We start from the raw sequence: 15,184 nt of genomic DNA, 5'->3' as shown, positions 1-15,184 counted from the left end.
TCCGCGCGAAGCGCGGCCCGATGACAGGCTCCGCGAAGCAATCCAGAGTCCCTCGGCGGAGGCAGTCTGGATTGCTTCGTCGCTGCGCTCCTCGCAATGACGATGGTGAGAGCCTACCGTTCCGCCCGTCCGATCACCGCCATCAGCTCCGCGATCTTCTCGCGCTGATCGGCCTTGTCGCCGCTCGCGATCGCGTGCTCGACGCAGTGGGCGACGTGATCCTTCAGAACCTCTTCCTCGACCCGGCGCAGCGCGGCGCGCACCGCCGAGATCTGCGTCACGATGTCGATGCAATAGCGGTCCTCCTCGACCATTTTCGAGAGGCCGCGAACCTGCCCCTCGATCCGGCCGAGACGTTTTCCGACGGATGCCTTGATGTCCTTGCGCATGCGCTCTATATACCCCCCTAGGGTATATGTTGCAAGGCCGGAGCATGGCAATGAACGACGCGGAACACGGGCACCATCACAGGTCGGAAACACCTTCCGGATGCGGCTGTTCCGCCAAGGCTGCTCCGCCCGTCGAGAAGCCCGCGGCGTCCTCCTGCTGCGGCGGGCACGGCGGTCATGCCCATCATCACGCGCATGACCATGGCGAGGCCGCGACCAAGGTCCGCGATCCCGTCTGCGGCATGACGGTCGATCCCGCGACCTCGAAGCACCACCTCACACATCACGGCGAGACCTTCCATTTCTGCTCGGCCGGCTGCCGCACCAAATTCGCTGCCGATCCTGCAAAGTATCTCGCCAAGAAAAACGAAGAGCCCGAGATGCCCGCGGGCACGATCTACACCTGCCCGATGCATCCGGAGATCCGCCAGGTCGGACCCGGCAGCTGCCCGATCTGCGGCATGGCCCTGGAGCCGGAAGTCGCGAGCCTGGAGACCGGACCCAACCCCGAGCTTGCCGACATGACGCGGCGGTTCTGGATCGGGGGCGCGCTGGCACTGCCGGCGGTGGTGCTGGAGATGGGCGGCCATCTCGCGGGACCACACAACTGGATCGATCAGACGCTGTCGAACTGGATTCAGCTCGTCTTCGCGACGCCCGTCGTGCTCTGGGCCGGCTGGCCGTTTCTGGTGCGCGGCTGGCAATCGCTGCTGACGCGCAACCTCAACATGTTCACACTGATCGCGATGGGCACCGGCGTCGCCTACGTCTACAGCCTGATCGGCACCATCGCGCCGCAGATTTTCCCCACCACCTTCCGCGGCCATGAAGGCGCGGTCGCCGTCTATTTCGAAGCGGCTGCCGTGATCACCGTGCTGGTGCTGCTCGGTCAGGTGCTGGAGCTGCGCGCCCGCGACGCCACCTCGGGTGCGATCAAGGCGCTGCTACGTCTTGCGCCGAAGACCGCACGCCGCGTCGAGCCTGATGGCAGCGAGCATGAGGTCGACATCGAGCAGCTCCATGCCGGCGACCGCTTGCGCGTCCGCCCCGGCGAGAAGGTGCCGGTCGACGGCATCATTCTGGAGGGCCGCTCCGCGCTCGACGAGTCGCTCGTGACAGGTGAATCCATGCCGGTGACCAAGGAGCCAGGTGCAAAAGTCATTGCCGGTACGCTCAACCAGTCGGGCGGCTTCATCATGCGCGCCGACAAGGTCGGGCGCGAGACGCTGCTGTCGCAGATCGTGCAGATGGTCGCGGACGCACAGCGCTCGCGCGCGCCGATCCAGCGGCTGGCCGACCAGGTCGCGGGCTGGTTCGTGCCGACCGTGATCGCCGTGGCCGTGGCTGCTTTCGCTGCCTGGGCCTGGTTCGGACCGGAGCCTCGGCTCGCCTTCGGCCTCGTTGCAGCCGTCAGCGTGCTGATCATCGCCTGCCCCTGCGCGCTTGGCCTCGCAACCCCGATGTCGATCATGGTCGGCGTCGGCCGCGGTGCGCAAGCAGGCGTGCTGATCAAGAACGCCGAGGCGCTGGAGCGGATGGAGAAGATCGACACGCTCGTGGTCGACAAGACGGGCACGCTGACCGAGGGCAAGCCCAAGGTGGTCGCGATCGTGCCGGCGCCCGGCTTTGTTGAAGATGACATCCTCCGCACCGCGGCCAGCGTCGAGCGCGCCAGCGAGCATCCCTTGGCCGATGCGATCGTGCGCGCGGCCAAGGAGAAGCAGCTCACGCTGAGCCCCGTCGAGGAGTTCGATTCGCCGACGGGCAAGGGCGCGACCGGCAAGGTCGACGGCAGGAACATCGTGCTCGGCAACGCGAAATATCTGTGGTCTATCGGTATCGACACCAAGCCGCTCGATGCCGAGGCCGAACGTATGCGCCAGGACGGCGCCACCGTGATCAACATGGCCGTCGACGGCAAGCCGGCCGGCCTGTTCGCGATCGCCGATCCGGTCAAGGCCTCGACCCCGGAAGCGCTGAGGGCGCTGGCGGATGAAGGCATCAAGGTCATCATGCTGACCGGCGACAACCGCACGACGGCGGAAGCCGTGGCGCGCCGGCTCGGCATCGCCGAGGTCGAGGCCGAGGTTCTGCCGGACCAGAAGAGCGCGGTGGTGACGAAGCTGCAAAAGGCCGGGCGCAGCGTCGCGATGGCCGGCGACGGCGTCAACGACGCGCCGGCACTGGCGGCCGCCGAAGTCGGCATCGCCATGGGCACCGGCACGGACGTGGCGATGGAGAGCGCCGGCGTCACCCTGCTGGGCGGTGATCTCACCGGCATCGTGCGTGCGCGGAAACTGTCGCAGGCGACGATGAGCAACATCCGGCAAAACCTGTTCTTCGCCTTCATCTACAACGCCGCCGGCATTCCGATCGCCGCCGGCATCCTCTACCCGGCGTTCGGTATCCTGCTGTCCCCGATCATCGCGGCGGCAGCGATGGCGCTGTCCTCGGTGAGCGTGGTCGGCAACGCACTGCGGCTTCGCGCGACGCGGCTGTGAGGAGCGCGAAATCCGTGTAGAACAGGTCCATTCGGCGGTACACGCGGAGAGGACCTGATGCAGCGGATTACGATCACCATCGAGGACGATCTTTTGGCGGAGATCGATGCGGCGGCGGAAGCGCGCGGCTACCAGAACCGCTCCGAGATCATCCGCGACCTCGCGCGCGCCGGCCTGCAACAGAGCACCGAGGACACCGCGCAGACCGGTCCCTGCGTTGCCGGCCTCGTCTATGTCTACGACCACGCCGCGCGCGATCTCTCGAAACGCCTGGTGCAGGAATTCCACGGCCACCACGACCTCGCGCTGGCCACCCTGCATGTCCATCTCGACGACAACAATTGCATGGAGATGACGGCGCTGCGCGGCGACGCCGGTGAGGTCAGGCATTTCGCCGACCACATCATCGCCGAACGCGGCGTCCGCTACGGCCGCGTGGTGATGATCCCGACGGGTGAAGGGAAGCAGGCGAAGGCGCGCAAGCACGGGCATCGGCATGAGTAGGATGGACCAGCGGCAGCGCGGATCTTCTCCTCTCCCGTAATTCCATCTCGTCCGCGAGCTCGGCACGCGAGAGAAGTTTTCGCTCGCGCGGCAGTTGTGCGCCAGGGGGCCCGGTTCACCAGCGCGACACGCCTGGTCGAGCTCGCCACGACTTCCTTCCGTTGTGATTGGAAGCCAGGTTGTCGTATCTCAACTATAGGTGTAATCTGGAGCCCAGTGCCTGGTTCAGGCACCGGACTGCATTTTTTTCAGAAATATCTTTGTATGACCGGTGAATTGCTCGCCGGGCTCGGATCGGCACGGAATTGGTCAACAGCTCGGACCCTTCGGCGCCCATGATTTCGATCTAAGATTGCAACCGCCGACCCACTTGGCCGACTAAAGAAAGACATTCGTCAAAATCAATTGCGGAGACGATGCGATGCTGGCCGACCGCAAATGGGTTGAGAGAAATCTCGGTTTCGATCCGATCACGACGCCGCCCCCGCCCGAGACCTTCGCGGTGAAACGCGTGGCCAAGGGCCCGGTGAAGAAATCCGCAAGGGTCACGACCGAAGACTTTCGGCGCGAGATCATCGATTTCGATTCCGAAGCGACCGAAGGTCGCGAGTTCATGGCCTTCTCGACCTCGACCGGGCTGTCGCGCTTCACCGACATTGCCTGGCCGAGGGGGCTCGCGCCGCAAACCGGGCCGAAGCCGAAGGGCAACGGCAAGGGACCGCTGCCGCGCGCCGACGTGCTGGTCGTGACCTGGACCGTCGGAGATGGGCGACAAGGCGCCGCGCTGGCTCGCGATCCGCAACGTCTCCGATCCGCAGATCAAGGCCGAAGGCACCTTGCAGCAGCAGGAGCAGCTCGCCGCGCAGATCTACAAGGGGTTCGGCCGCTGGAGCACGGTCTGTAGCGCCATCACCTGCTGGGCCAGCATCGCAGCGGAGACTTGAGCCGAGCGATCCGGCCAGCGCGGACGACAAAGGACGGACGATCAATCAGGGAGATTGGAACGACCATGGCGCAGATCACGATCAACGGCATCACAATCGATCCTTCGGCTCCGCACGCGGAACGCGCGGCGCTATCGCTGGATCATGCGAATGCGAAGGAATCCGACTACATCATCGTGCAGACCAACCAGCCGCTCAACGCCGAGCGCAGAGAGCAACTCGCCAAGGCGGGCGCCGAGATCCTGGAAGCCGTCCCGGGCAACGCCGTCGTCTGTCACTTTCCGGCGTCCGGGCTCGACAAGGTCCGGAAACTGCCGTTCGTGGCATGGGCAGACCTCTACCCGGGCATCGTGAAGATCGCGCCGGCACTGCGCAACCTGGACACCCAACCGGGAGGCGTCGCCGCGGCGCGCGCGCTCGCGGCAAAGCCGGCGGCGCTCGACCGCACCAGCGTGACCGTCGACGTCATGCTCCACCGCAATGTCGGCGTGAAATCCGCCGCAAGGAAGATCGCGGAAGCGGCGCATGTGCAGCTCGACGACGTCGTTCCGGGCACCACCAAGGTGCGTGTGACGCTGAAGATGCGACGTCTTGCCGACGTCGCGGCGCTCGACGAGGTCCGCAGCGTCGAGAAGGTCTTTCCCCGCAAGCTGCTCAACAACATCGCGCGGGGAATTCTTCGCGTTCCCGCGGCGACGCCGAGCAATGGCGGCGAGGGCGCGGGCGAGATCATCGCGATCGCCGATACCGGTTTCGACAAGGGATCGACCACGAACACGCACCCGGCCTTCAAGGGGCGCGTCAAGAAGCTCTACGCGCTCGGCCGTCCCCGGCGCAAAGACGATCCGGACGGCCACGGCACCCATGTTGCGGGTTCTGCCCTCGGCGACGGCGTATCGAAAAGCGACGGCCCGATCCGCGGCACGGCTCCCGGCGCAAAGCTGGTTCTGCAATCCGTGCTCGACAGCGGCGGCAACCTCGGCGGCCTGCCCGACAGCCTCGATGAGCTGTTCGGTCCGCCCTACAAGACGGACAAGGCGCGAATTCATTCCAACTCCTGGGGCAGCGTCGGAAATTTCGGCGTGTATGACTCCCAGGCCAACGAACTCGACACGTTCGTCTACGCGCACCGCGACATGCTGATCTGCTTCGCCGCCGGGAACGAGGGGAGCGACAAGGATGGCAATGGCCAGGTCGACCCCAACTCCGTGACGCCGCCCGGTACGGCCAAGAACTGCCTCACCATCGGCGCCTGCGAGAACAATCGTCCCACCGAGGCCATGACCTACGGCAGGGCATGGCCAAACGATTTTCCGGCCACGCCGATCAGCTCCGATCGAGTGGCCAACAATCCCGAAGGGATGGTGGCGTTCAGCAGCCGCGGACCCACCAACGACGAACGCATCAAGCCCGACGTCGTGGCCCCGGGATCCTTCATTCTGTCAACCCGTTCCCGTGCCACGAACTCGAAGGGATGGAAGCTCTCGCAAGACCCGCTCTACATGTTCGAGGGCGGCACCAGCATGGCGACGCCGCTGGTGGCCGGATCCGTCGCCCTGGTCCGGGCGTTCCTGAGGAAAAGCGAAGGGCTGAAGTCGCCAAGCGCCGCGCTGCTCAAGGCGCTCATCATCAACGGTGCGCGGAGCATTGCCGGACAATACCATCCGTCGGAGGCGGGATCCGTCGCAAGCAACAGCCAGGGCTTCGGCCGGGTCGACGTTCAGGCCGTAGTCGGCCCCCATGCCGCGAACGAAACGCTGCAGTTCTTCGACGAGAAGAAGAAGCTGGACGCCGGCAACCGCGAGGACCGCACGGTCACGATACCGGCGGGAAGCAGCCGCCTGAAGGTCACGCTGGTCTGGACCGATCCGCCCGGCGAAGGCCTGCAAAGCGACCTCGATCTCGTCGTGGTGGCCAACAAGCAGGAGCGCCATGGCAACATGCCGGCCGGCTCGAAGGACTTCGACCGCCGGAACAATGTGGAGCAGGTCATCTTCGAGAATCTGCCGCCCGGCGAAGCGGTGATTTCGGTCATCGCTCATTCCATCGCCGTCGCGCCGCAGAACTACGCCCTCGTCATTAGAGTCAGCTAGGGCGCTTTCAAGCGAAGTGGGTGCCGGTTCGCGTGAAGAAAGCGCGTCAAAACAAGAACCTGATGCTTCGGTTCTGATCCGATCAGAGCTGACGCTCCAGGCGCGGCATTCCGCCCCGGAGGGCACCGCCTCTTGTCGAACCTTCCCGGCATGTCTACCTCTCGCGGGTGGTTTCCCCGAGAGGTACTCCCATGCTGGATGCCGCCGTAAAGGCGTTGTCGCAAATGATGTCGCCGGCGATGCGCTCGATCCTGTGGCGATCGATCGGGCTTGCACTGGTGCTGATCACCGTGCTGGCGATCGGCCTGCAGCGGCTGCTGAGCTGGTTTGCGACCTATGGCGAGGTCTGGCTGGAAGGCCTGCTCGGGCCGAGCTGGCATTCGTCGCTCGAGGTCCTCGCCTGGATCGTCTCGATCGCGGCGGGCCTCGGCGTCGTGTTCGGCGGTGTGTTCCTGATGCCTGCGATCACCTCGCTGGTGGCGAGCCTGTTCGTCGACGACGTCGCCGACATCGTCGAGCGCGAGCACTATCCCGCCGAGCGCCCGGGCGCTGCGCTGCCGTTCAGCCAGGCGATCTCCGAGGGCGTCAAGACCGCGCTGCTGACGATCCTGGTCTATCTGATAGCGTTGCCGCTGGTCCTGTTCGCCGGTGCCGGATTCCTGATCTTCTTCGTCGCCGCCGCCTGGCTGCTCGGGCGCGAATATTTCGAGCTCGCCGCGATGCGCTTCCGCTCGCCGGACGAGGCCAAGGCGATGCGGCGCGACAATGCCGCGACCATCTTCACCGCCGGCCTTTTCATCGCGGCCTTCGTCTCGATCCCGATCGTCAATCTGGCGACGCCGATCTTCGGCATGGCGTTCATGGTTCACATGCACAAGCGCCTGTCCGGCCCGCGGCCCGAGCTGATCGAGCCGGCGCGGCAGATGCGGTGATATCGCTCAGCTCACCATTCAGCTCACCTCTCAGTTCACTTGCACCCCGCATTTGCGCAGCAGCATCCTGGCGAAGCCGAACGGCGCCGGCGTGAACGGACCGGGCGGCGCGCGGGTGATCAGCGCGACGACCCCGAGCGCGGCGATCGCGAGCCAGAAGCACAGCCAGAAGCCGTCGATATAGGCGAGCACGTTGGCCTCGCGCTGCACCAGGCCGGCAAGCGTGCCGACCGCGCGCGCCTGCGCCAGACCGGTGCCATGGGCTGCGAAGTAATCGGCGAGCTGCTTGAGCCTGCCCACCACATCGGCATCGCCGACCATAAGGTTCTGGCCGAGATAGAACGAATGGACCTGCTCGCGCACGCGCAGCCACGTGCCCATCAGCGCGATGCCGATCTCGGCGCCGCCGAGGCGCATGATCTGGATGTAGGCGGCAAAAGAGGTGGCGCGGCTCGGATCGGCGTTCGACAGCAGCGTGATGATGATCGGCAGCAGGAGCAGCGACTGCCCGATCGCCTGGAGCAGCACGATGCCGATGAAGTCCTCGCGCGCCCAGACATGACTGAGCTGCGTGCCCCAGAGATTGGCCGCGGCAAAGCAGGCAAAGCCCAGCACCACGACGAACCGCGTATCGAAATGCCGCAGCAGCCAGATCGAGATCGGCACCAGCACGAACATCGGCAGCGCGCCATAGGTGAGCAGCAACACCCCGCTCTGCTCCGGCCGGAGCAGAACGACATTGCCGAGGAAATTCGGCACCAGCGACGAGTTGGAGAGGCTGGTCAGCGTGTAGAGCAGGATCAAGACCAACCCCAACCCGACATTGCGCGAGAACAGCACGTTGACATGCGCCCAGGGCTGTCGCACCAGCGACTCGTTGACGAGGAAGCCTGCGAACAGCACCACACCGCTGACGAGCAGCGCCATCACCGTGCCGGAGCCGAGCCAGTCCAGGCGATTGCCTTGGTCGAGGCCGGCATAGATCATCGAGACCGCGGCGCCGAGCAGCAGCATGCCGCCCCAATCGGCCTCGCGCAGCAGCGTGCGGTTCACCGGCTCGCTTGGCGTGCCCAGATAAACCATCAGGCCCATCAAGGGCGCGATCACGACGCCCTGCCAGTACAGCCATTGCCAGCCGAGATGGTCGACATAGAAGCCGACCAGGGAGCTCGAGGTGTCGAGCGCAAAGCCGACCCTGATCGAATAGAGCGAGATCGCCGGCACCCACCATCGGATCGGCAGGTTTCGTAACACGATCATGAGCGTCGCAGGCACGAAGGTGCCGAGCAGCAGGCCGTGCATGACGCTGAGCGCGAGCAGCGTCGGATAATCGTGCACGAAGGGAATGATCAGCGACACCGCGGCGTAGACGAGGCTCGGAATGCCGAGTACGCGGCGCAGGCCGAACACCGTCGCAAGCCACGCCACCGCCGGCGCAATCAGGATCTGCGAGCCGATGCCGGCGGTCGAAAGCCAGGCGCCCTCGTCGAACGAGAGCGAGAACGCACCGCGCAGGTCCGGCAGGCCGACCGTGGTCAGCCGGCTGTCGAAATTGGCGAGGAACGAGCCGAGCAGCACCGCCGCCACGGCAAACAAGGGCTGCGGCGCGATGCCGCCGCGCGAGAGAGGTCCGTGGCCGGCATCGTCATTTTCCGCCATTGCCGGCCTTCGTGTCGATGCTGGTGACGACCGACATGCCCGGCACCAGCCGCGCCAGCAGCGGTTGGTTGTCGTCGAACTGGATGCGCACGGGAATGCGCTGCACGACCTTTGTGAAATTGCCGGTCGCATTGTCCGGCGGCAGCAGGGCCACTTGCGCGCCGGTCGCGGGCGCAATGCGTTCGACCCTGCCGCGCAGCTTCTCGCGCGGGAAGCCATCGACGGTGATCTCGACCGGTTGGCCGGGCGCGACATGAGTGAGCTGGGTCTCCTTGTAATTCGCGATCACATAGACCTTCGGCAGCGGCACCACGTTGATGAGGTTGGTGCCGATGTTGACGTAGTCGCCGGGCTGCACCTGGCGCTCGCCGACGACGCCGTCGAACGGCGCGGTGATCGTGGTATAGCCGAGCTTCAGCTTCGCGCTCGCCAGCGTCGCCTTGGCAGCCGCGACATCGGCGGCGCGCTGCTTCTTGGTGCCCTGCAGAACTTCGAGTTGATGCTGCTGCGCGGCGATGACGGCGCGACTGGCACGCACGTCGGCCTGCGCCTTCGCGTAGCCCGCGACGGCCTGTTCCAGCCGCTGCCGTGTGCCGGCTTCGGTCTGCGTCAGCGATTTCTGGCGATCCTGCTCCTGCCGGGCCTCGACTTCCAACGCTTCCGCGGACAGCTGTGCGGCCTGCGCCTGCGCGATGGTCGCATATTGCAGCTCGACCTGGTTGCTCAGATTGTCGAGCACGGCCTGCGCGGCGGCGACGGCGGCCTCGGACTGTGCGACCTGGGCCTGGTAGTCGGCGGGATCGATCTGGATCAGGAGATCGCCGGCCTTGACGCGCTGGAAGTCGGTGACCCCGACGGTCAGCACTTCGCCGGAGACGCGGCTCGCAAGCCGCGTCAGATCGGAGCGCACATAGGCATCGTTGGTGGTCTGGATCACGGCGTTGCCGACCCATTCGTCGAAGCGCAGCGTCGCCAGTGCGACGAAGGCGAGCGCGACGATCACGGCGAACAAGGGGACCGCGAGCCGGCTCCAGAGCGAGCTCGCCGGCCGCTGCGTCGGCTTCGGCGGCGGAGCCGGTACCGCGGCCGGCGGTGGCGACGAGACTTGTTCCTGCTGACTCACGACATGCCCCCAAAACCGGCTTGCTTCACATCGTCCCGGAACGACGGCGAATTCCGCCTCAGACCGTCTTCTCCGGCCATCGGCAGAGATCGTTGATCAGGCAAACCTCGCAGCGCGGCTTGCGCGCGAGGCAAGTATAGCGGCCGTGCAGAATCAGCCAATGATGGGCGTGCAACATGAACTCGGCCGGGATCACCTTTTCGAGACCAAGCTCGACTTCGAGCGGCGTCTTGCCCGGCGCGAGCCCGGTGCGGTTGCCGACGCGAAAGACATGCGTGTCGACCGCCATGGTGTGCTCGCCGAAGGCCATGTTGAGCACCACGTTGGCGGTCTTGCGACCGGCGCCTGGCAGGGATTCGATCCCGGCGCGCGTGCGCGGCACCTCGCCGCCGAATTCGCTGAGCACTTTTGCCGACAGCGCGATCACGTTCCTGGCCTTGGTGCGATAGAGGCCGATGGTCTTGATGTACTCGCGCAAGCGTTCTTCGCCGAGGTCGAGCATCTTCTGCGGCGTGTCGGCGACCTCGAACAATACGCGCGTCGCCTTGTTGACCCCGGCATCGGTGGCCTGCGCCGACAGCACCACGGCGACCAGCAGCGTGAAGGGATTGACGTGTTCGAGCTCGCCTTTCGGCTCCGGATTGGCCTTGCGGAAGCGGCTGAAGACCTCGTGGATCTCCGCTGGCGTCCACGGTTTTATAGCCTTGAGTGATTTCTTGGCGGCGGCCATCGGCTTCGCGACCGCCGCCTTTGCCTTTTTCTTCGGCACGGCGGCTTTGCGCGGGGCCGGCTTGCGGGTGATTTTCGCCATGATCGGGATATACTGAGGGACGATGAGCACAGGCAACGAAATTGAGCGCGAGCGATCTGAACGCGAGACGGAGCCTCAGATCTTCTCCGCACTCCTGACGCCGCACCGCTCGCTGAACCGCACCGGCTTCCTCGCCGTGATGCTGTTCCTGAGCGTCGTCAGTTTCGTCACCGGCCTCGTCTTCCTGATGATGGGGGCATGGCCGGTGTTCGGCTTCTTCGGCCTCGACGTGCTGGTGATCTGGTGGGCCTTCAAGGTCAATTTCCGCACCGCGCGGGCGCGCGAGGAGATCACGGTCACGCCCTCGGAATTGCGGGTCCGTCGCGTCAGCCATCGCGGCCAGGTCGCCGAATGGACGTTCAATCCGCTCTGGGTCCGCCTCGACATGGAGGTCGACGAGGATTTTGGCATCGAGCATCTCTACCTGATCTCGCGTGGCCACCAGATCCAGATCGCCCGCTTCCTTGGTCCAGACGAAAAGGCCAGTTTTTACAAAGGCTTGGTTGAGGCCCTGAGCGCTGCCAAGCGCGGCCCGACCTACAACCCGGTCTCCTGAGTCCGGATCGGAAATCGGGTGGTTTCGGCCCGGCGCCACGCCTACATTTCCAATCATGATGACACTCGCCATAAATGACCAGCGCCTGGCCAAGCCGGGCCCCCAGAACGCCGCGCTACGCGATTACGACTCCGTGCGACGGGCGATCGCGTTCATCTCGGAGAATTGGCGCACCCAGCCAGCCATCGAAGCGATGGCGGATGCGGCGGGCGTCACGCCGGATGAGCTGCACCATCTGTTCCGCCGCTGGGCCTCGATCACGCCGAAGGCTTTCATGCAGGCGCTGACCCTCGACCACGCCAAGGGTCTGCTGCGGGACTCCGCGAGCATTCTCGATGCAGCACTCGACTCCGGTCTCTCGGGGCCGGGGCGGCTGCACGATCTCTTCGTCACCCATGAAGCGATGTCGCCGGGCGAATGGAAGAACGGCGGCGCGGGTCTCACCTTGCGCTACGGCTTCCACCCCTCGCCGTTCGGTACGGCGATCGTGATCGCGACCGATCGCGGCCTGTCGGGCCTCGCCTTCGCCGATCCCGGCGAGGAGAAGGTCGCGCTCGCCGACATGACGCGGCGATGGCGCAATGCAACTTACGTCGAGGATCACGAAGGCACCGCACCGCTCGCACAGCGCATCTTCGACACCAAGCTATGGCGGCCGGACCAGCCCCTACGCGTCGTGATGATCGGCACCGATTTTGAGGTGCGGGTGTGGGAGACGCTGCTGAAGATCCCGATGGGGCGCGCGGTGTCCTATTCCGACATCGCCTGCAACATCAACAACCCGAAGGCTTCACGCGCCGTCGGCGCTGCGGTCGGCAGGAACCCGGTCTCGTTCGTCGTGCCCTGCCACCGCGCGCTCGGCAAGAGCGGCACGCTCACCGGCTATCACTGGGGCATCACCCGCAAGCAGGCGATGCTGGGCTGGGAGGCCGGGCAGCTGGGGATGCAGTAAGCGAGATGCCGTGGAGCACTCTGCCGTAGGGTGGGCAAAGGCGCAAAGCGCCGTGCCCACCATCTTTCTCAAGTCGCTGACGCTGCGTGGGCACGCTTCGCTTTGCCCACCCTACGGCACCGTGCGTGCGGCGATAACCTAGCCCGCCAGATCCAGCTTCGACGCCACGGTCGAATCCGCATTGAGCCGGTAGATGATCGGCACGCCCGTCGCGAGCTCACGCTTCAGGATGCCTTCGGGCGAGAGCTTTTCCAGCACCATGATCAGCGCGCGCAGCGAGTTGCCGTGGGCAGCGACCAGCGTGCGCTTGCCGTTGAGTACGCCGGGCAGGATCTCCTGCACGTAATAAGGCAGCGCGCGCGCCAGCGTATCCTTCAGGCTTTCGCCGCCGGGCGGCGGCACGTCGTAGGAGCGCCGCCAGATCAGCACCTGGTCCTCGCCCCATTTCTTGCGGGCGTCGTCCTTGTTCAGGCCGGAGAGATCGCCATAGTCGCGCTCGTTCAGCGCGACGTCTTTGGAGGTCGGCAGGCCCTTCTGGTCGAGTTCGCCGAGAATGAGATCGAGCGTGTGCTGCGCGCGCGTCAGGACCGAGGTATAAGCGACGTCGAACACGAGGCCCTGCGCTTTCAGCTTGCGGCCGGCTTCCGTGGCTTCCTTCACGCCGAGCTCGGTGAGATCAGGATCCTTCCAGCCGGTGAACAGATTCTTCAGATTCCACTCGCTCTGGCCGTGGCGCACGAGCACCAGGAGACGTTCGCTCATTGACTGCTTTCCATTCCGTTCGTTCAGATGTCTGCGAGACCGAGCACGTCGGCCATGGAGTAGTGCCCCGGCTTCTTGCCATGCGCCCACAGCGCCGCCTTGAGCGCGCCATGTGCGAACAACATGCGGTCTTCGGCCAGATGCGACAGCGTCAGGCGCTCGAACGGACCGAGGAAGGTCACGCTGTGCTCGCCGGCGACGGTGCCGCCGCGCAAGGAAGCAAAGCCGATGTCGCCCGGCTTGCGTGCACCGGTGATGCCGTCGCGGCCGCGGTCCGAATGCTCATCGAGCAAGATGCCTCGGCCGGCGGCGGCGGCCTGGCCCAACATCAGCGCCGTGCCCGAAGGCGCATCGATCTTCATGCGGTGGTGGGTTTCGACGACTTCGATGTCGAAGCTCTCGTCGAGTGCCTTGGCGACGCGCTTGACCACCGCGGCGAGCAGATTGACGCCCAGGCTCATATTGCCTGACTGCACCACGACCGCGCGGTTGGTGACGCTCTTGATCACGGCGTTGTCGGAGGCCGACAGTCCGGTGGTGCCGATGACGTGCACGATGCCGCGCTGGGCCGCGATCGCGACATTGGCGATGGTCGCCGCCGGCACGGTAAAATCCAGGATGCCGTCGGCGTCTTTCGACATCGCCCAGAGGTCGGCCGAGACTTTGATCTCGTTGGCCGGAAGGCCCGCGAGCACGCCGGCATCCTTGCCGAGCAGCTCCGAACCCGGCGCCTCCAGGGCTCCCGCCAGTACCGCGCCTTCGGTGTCGGCAATCGCTCGTACCAGCGCCCGGCCCATCCGGCCGCCGGCCCCAGCAACAATCAAACGCATATCGGACATGGTTCACCCTCTCCACGCCCTATAGCGGGAGCGGGCCGTTCCGGCAACCGACCAGACCTTTAAAAGGCCCTTGGAATCGGGTCGCTCCCTAACACAGGGGGCAGCGCTAGAGCGTGAGCTCCAGGTCTTTCTTGAGCACGATCTGGCCATCGCGCTCGACAACATAAGTGGCCTTGTAGGAGCCACGTTCCCAACCCCCAGGAGGCCGCTTCTTCCCCGCAAAGAGCATGAATTGCGCTTTGTTGGTCTGAAGAGGTGCAGACCGATTTTCCGCAATGACATTCCCGAGGGGATCCTTGACGACCAGCCATTGCGCATCGCCTGCCTTCAGCCCGATGGCCCGCACGAACGCGACGATCGCCATCGAACTGGCGGACGGCATTTGACTCTCGGCACTGCCGTCCTCGATGAGTTCCATCGTAACCGGCCCCGTCGTAAAGCCCGCATTGAGGATGGCTCGTTCCTGATACTCGAGTTTCGGGCGGACGGCAGCAAGCCAGAGGGATTGACCGCCCTCGCAAGATTCGGGACGAACGCCATACGCAAAGGGATCGACGACCACGCCACCATGCCTCACGGTGAAATGCAGGTGAGGATACTCCGTGAGGCCGGAGAGTCCGACACGACCGATCGGCTGTCCAGGTTCGACCTTGTCTCCAGGCTTGATCAACACACTGCCGGCGGCCAGGTGGCAGTACTGGGTTTCCCACTGCTCCGGATGTTCGATGACGACGCCATTGCCACATTCGGCCTCGCGCACCGCTTCGCGTCCCGATTTTGTGAAAGCGCCGTCTGGAGAGTCATTGCGTGTACGAAGAATGCGGCCGCGTGCTGCTGCGCGCACTTCCACGCCGGCCTTTTGCACGGCCAGTGAGGGCAAACGAAAGTCGGTGCCGTTGTGGTCGTCATAAGTCAGCGTGCCGCATTTGTAATCTCGCGCCGACCGGGACGGATCGAGATCCGTGTAATTCTGGATGAAGCAGGTACGGCCAGGCTCGCAGGCAAGCGGAAGCGCCAATTGAATGCTCTGGGCATCGGCACGGAAGCCAGCCCCAGCCAATGCCAAGGCAGCGAACGCCCGGTAGAGGAGACCCGCGCAGCTCATGCGACTCGACATCA

Annotated in this window: 14 protein-coding genes; 7 read left to right on the top strand and 7 right to left on the bottom strand. The window is 65.2% G+C overall.

The features are described 5' to 3' along the window. Positions 1-113: 113 nt before the first annotated feature. Positions 114-389 (bottom strand): metal-sensitive transcriptional regulator, encoded by a 276-nt coding sequence (locus tag JQ627_RS15180; protein WP_007598521.1) that lies wholly within the window; start codon positions 387-389, stop codon positions 114-116. Between the two features lie 50 nt (positions 390-439). Here JQ627_RS15180 and JQ627_RS15175 point away from each other — a divergent pair, with 50 nt between their 5' ends. The 5 genes from JQ627_RS15175 to JQ627_RS15155 all read left to right on the top strand — a co-directional run bounded on the left by JQ627_RS15175 (position 440) and on the right by JQ627_RS15155 (position 7,363). Further along, a complete protein-coding gene (locus JQ627_RS15175; protein WP_212484971.1) occupies positions 440-2,890 on the top strand; it encodes a heavy metal translocating P-type ATPase in 2,451 nt (816 codons plus the stop codon). A gap of 57 nt (positions 2,891-2,947) precedes the next feature. Then, positions 2,948-3,394, top strand: coding sequence for a nickel-responsive transcriptional regulator NikR (gene nikR, locus JQ627_RS15170; RefSeq protein WP_028148816.1), 447 nt, complete (start codon positions 2,948-2,950; stop codon positions 3,392-3,394). A 764-nt stretch (positions 3,395-4,158) separates the two neighbouring features. Further along, positions 4,159-4,338, top strand: coding sequence for a hypothetical protein (locus tag JQ627_RS39040; RefSeq protein WP_249143103.1), 180 nt, complete (start codon positions 4,159-4,161; stop codon positions 4,336-4,338). Positions 4,339-4,403: 65 nt separating this feature from the next. Beyond that, a complete protein-coding gene (locus JQ627_RS15160; protein ID WP_212484970.1) occupies positions 4,404-6,431 on the top strand; it encodes a S8 family serine peptidase in 2,028 nt (675 codons plus the stop codon). Between the two features lie 191 nt (positions 6,432-6,622). Then, complete coding sequence (locus tag JQ627_RS15155) at positions 6,623-7,363, top strand: sulfate transporter family protein (RefSeq protein WP_212484969.1); 741 nt, start codon at positions 6,623-6,625, stop codon at positions 7,361-7,363. A gap of 30 nt (positions 7,364-7,393) precedes the next feature. Here the strand turns inward: JQ627_RS15155 and JQ627_RS15150 are convergent, their stop codons facing one another. From JQ627_RS15150 to nth, 3 genes are read right to left on the bottom strand one after another with little or no spacing between them, the layout of a single operon-like run. Continuing rightward, a complete protein-coding gene (locus tag JQ627_RS15150) occupies positions 7,394-9,022 on the bottom strand; it encodes an MFS transporter (protein WP_212484968.1) in 1,629 nt (542 codons plus the stop codon). Continuing rightward, positions 9,009-10,145 carry an HlyD family secretion protein gene (locus JQ627_RS15145; RefSeq protein ID WP_212484967.1) on the bottom strand — a complete coding sequence of 379 codons (1,137 nt, stop codon included), beginning with the start codon at positions 10,143-10,145 and terminating at the stop codon, positions 9,009-9,011. Before JQ627_RS15145 ends, JQ627_RS15150 begins: the two co-directional genes overlap by 14 nt. 58 nt (positions 10,146-10,203) lie before the next feature. Next, positions 10,204-10,956 carry an endonuclease III gene (nth, locus tag JQ627_RS15140; RefSeq protein WP_212484966.1) on the bottom strand — a complete coding sequence of 251 codons (753 nt, stop codon included), beginning with the start codon at positions 10,954-10,956 and terminating at the stop codon, positions 10,204-10,206. A gap of 22 nt (positions 10,957-10,978) precedes the next feature. On the opposite strand from nth, the gene JQ627_RS15135 reads away from it, so the two are divergent. Together JQ627_RS15135 and JQ627_RS15130 are read left to right on the top strand one after the other, a co-directional pair. After that, positions 10,979-11,512 (top strand): DUF2244 domain-containing protein, encoded by a 534-nt coding sequence (locus JQ627_RS15135; RefSeq protein ID WP_212484965.1) that lies wholly within the window; start codon positions 10,979-10,981, stop codon positions 11,510-11,512. A gap of 55 nt (positions 11,513-11,567) precedes the next feature. Beyond that, positions 11,568-12,464 (top strand): bifunctional helix-turn-helix domain-containing protein/methylated-DNA--[protein]-cysteine S-methyltransferase, encoded by an 897-nt coding sequence (locus JQ627_RS15130; RefSeq protein WP_212484964.1) that lies wholly within the window; start codon positions 11,568-11,570, stop codon positions 12,462-12,464. A gap of 138 nt (positions 12,465-12,602) precedes the next feature. Here the strand turns inward: JQ627_RS15130 and JQ627_RS15125 are convergent, their stop codons facing one another. The 3 genes from JQ627_RS15125 to JQ627_RS15115 all read right to left on the bottom strand — a co-directional run bounded on the left by JQ627_RS15125 (position 12,603) and on the right by JQ627_RS15115 (position 15,182). Further along, entirely contained in the window at positions 12,603-13,226 is a 624-nt protein-coding gene (locus tag JQ627_RS15125) for a 2,3-bisphosphoglycerate-dependent phosphoglycerate mutase (RefSeq protein ID WP_212484963.1), read from the bottom strand. Between the two features lie 23 nt (positions 13,227-13,249). Continuing rightward, complete coding sequence (gene dapB, locus JQ627_RS15120; protein WP_212484962.1) at positions 13,250-14,065, bottom strand: 4-hydroxy-tetrahydrodipicolinate reductase; 816 nt, start codon at positions 14,063-14,065, stop codon at positions 13,250-13,252. Positions 14,066-14,171: 106 nt separating this feature from the next. Further along, complete coding sequence (locus JQ627_RS15115; protein WP_249143102.1) at positions 14,172-15,182, bottom strand: M23 family metallopeptidase; 1,011 nt, start codon at positions 15,180-15,182, stop codon at positions 14,172-14,174. Positions 15,183-15,184: the final 2 nt, after the last annotated feature.

It is taken from the genome of Bradyrhizobium liaoningense (assembly GCF_018130785.1).
Lineage (GTDB): Bacteria > Pseudomonadota > Alphaproteobacteria > Rhizobiales > Xanthobacteraceae > Bradyrhizobium > Bradyrhizobium liaoningense_A.
Note: the sequence above shows the minus strand (reverse complement) of the source record. Positions and strands in the feature narration are given on the sequence as shown.

Coding starts and splice junctions, on each gene's coding strand:
- JQ627_RS15180 (WP_007598521.1), bottom strand. CDS start 389: ATGCGCAAGGACATCAAGGCATCCGTCGGAAAACGTCTCGGCCGGATC.
- JQ627_RS15175 (WP_212484971.1), top strand. CDS start 440: ATGAACGACGCGGAACACGGGCACCATCACAGGTCGGAAACACCTTCC.
- nikR (WP_028148816.1), top strand. CDS start 2,948: ATGCAGCGGATTACGATCACCATCGAGGACGATCTTTTGGCGGAGATC.
- JQ627_RS39040 (WP_249143103.1), top strand. CDS start 4,159: ATGGGCGACAAGGCGCCGCGCTGGCTCGCGATCCGCAACGTCTCCGAT.
- JQ627_RS15160 (WP_212484970.1), top strand. CDS start 4,404: ATGGCGCAGATCACGATCAACGGCATCACAATCGATCCTTCGGCTCCG.
- JQ627_RS15155 (WP_212484969.1), top strand. CDS start 6,623: ATGCTGGATGCCGCCGTAAAGGCGTTGTCGCAAATGATGTCGCCGGCG.
- JQ627_RS15150 (WP_212484968.1), bottom strand. CDS start 9,022: ATGGCGGAAAATGACGATGCCGGCCACGGACCTCTCTCGCGCGGCGGC.
- nth (WP_212484966.1), bottom strand. CDS start 10,956: ATGGCGAAAATCACCCGCAAGCCGGCCCCGCGCAAAGCCGCCGTGCCG.
- JQ627_RS15135 (WP_212484965.1), top strand. CDS start 10,979: ATGAGCACAGGCAACGAAATTGAGCGCGAGCGATCTGAACGCGAGACG.
- JQ627_RS15130 (WP_212484964.1), top strand. CDS start 11,568: ATGATGACACTCGCCATAAATGACCAGCGCCTGGCCAAGCCGGGCCCC.
- JQ627_RS15125 (WP_212484963.1), bottom strand. CDS start 13,226: ATGAGCGAACGTCTCCTGGTGCTCGTGCGCCACGGCCAGAGCGAGTGG.
- dapB (WP_212484962.1), bottom strand. CDS start 14,065: ATGTCCGATATGCGTTTGATTGTTGCTGGGGCCGGCGGCCGGATGGGC.
- JQ627_RS15115 (WP_249143102.1), bottom strand. CDS start 15,182: ATGTCGAGTCGCATGAGCTGCGCGGGTCTCCTCTACCGGGCGTTCGCT.